Genomic DNA, 1356 nt, shown 5'->3' with positions numbered 1-1356 from the left:
TTACTGTCGAGCCTGCTTCTGCTGCTCCACTTACTTGGCTATCTTCGCTTGTTACTCTATTCACCGTTGGTGCTTCTGGCGCTGTTGTATCTACGACTATTGTCTTCGCTTCTGGCGATTCATTTCCTGCTTCATCTGTCGCTGTTACTACTAACTCTTCTCCACCTTTGAGGTTCACATCCGCTGGAATTTCGACTACATAGTTTCCTGTTTCATCTACTGTTCCTGTCACTGTTACTCCTTCTGGGAAGGTTACTTTTATTGTTGAACCTGGTTCACCTCTTCCGCTAATTTGCGTTGATTCACTTGTTACTTCTTCCGCCGTTGGTGCTTCTGGCGCTGTTGTATCTACGACTATTGTCTTCGCTTCTGGTGATTTATTTCCTGCTTCATCTGTTGCTATTACTACTAACTCTTCTCCACCTTTGAGGTTCACATCCGCTGGAATATCTACTGTGTAATTCCCTTGCTCATTCGCTGTTCCTGTTGCTGTTTCTCCTCCTGGGAATGTTACTTTTACTGTCGAGCCTGCTTCTGCTGTTCCACTTACTTGGCTATCTTCGCTTGTTACTCCATTCACCGTTGGTGCTTCTGGTGCTGTTGTATCTATGACTGTTACCATCACTTCTGGTGATTTATTTCCTGCTTCATCTGTTGCTGTTACTACTAACCCTTCTCCACCTTTGAGGTCCACATTCTCTGGAATTTCGACTACATAGTTTCCTGTTTCATCTACTTTTCCTGTCGCTATCACTCCTTCTGGGAATGTTACTGTTACCGTTGAATGAGACTCTGCTTTACCAGCAATTTGTATAGATTTACTTGTTACTTCACTCACTATTGGCGCTTCTGGCGCTGTTGTATCTACGACTGTTGTCTTACCTTCTGATGATTCATTTCCTGCTCCATCTGTTGCTGTTACTACTAACTCTTCTCCACCCTTGAGGTTCACATCCGCTGGAATATCTACTGTGTAATTCCCTTGCTCATTCGCTGTTCCTGTTGCTGTTTCTCCTCCTGGGAATGTTACTTTTACTGTCGAGCCTGCTTCTGCTGCTCCACTTACTTGGCTATCTTCGCTTGTTACTCTATTCACCGTTGGTGCTTCTGGCGCTGTTATATCTACGACTGTTGTCTTACCTTCTGATGATTCATTTCCTGCTCCATCTGTCGCCGTCGCTACTAACTCTTCTCCACCCTTGAGGTTTACACCAGCTGGAATGTCTATTGTGTAATTCCCTTGCTCATTCGCTGTTCCTGTTCCCGTTTCTCCTCCTGGGAATGTTACTTTTACTGTCGAGCCTGCTTCTGCTGCTCCACTTACTTGGCTATCTTCGCTTGTTACTCTATTCACCG

At 44.9% G+C, this 1356-nt stretch carries 1 protein-coding gene; it reads right to left on the bottom strand.

Annotated elements, in window-relative coordinates:
* Positions 1–1356: Ig-like domain-containing protein (locus tag ACSULM_RS12460; RefSeq protein ID WP_436863115.1), on the bottom strand; the 1356-nt coding region annotated here is incomplete at both ends.

Source organism: Staphylococcus caeli (genome assembly GCF_051413795.1).
GTDB classification, from domain to species: domain Bacteria; phylum Bacillota; class Bacilli; order Staphylococcales; family Staphylococcaceae; genus Staphylococcus; species Staphylococcus caeli_A.
The sequence above is the reverse complement of the archived record's forward strand: the minus strand, read 5'-3'. Positions and strand labels throughout refer to the sequence as shown.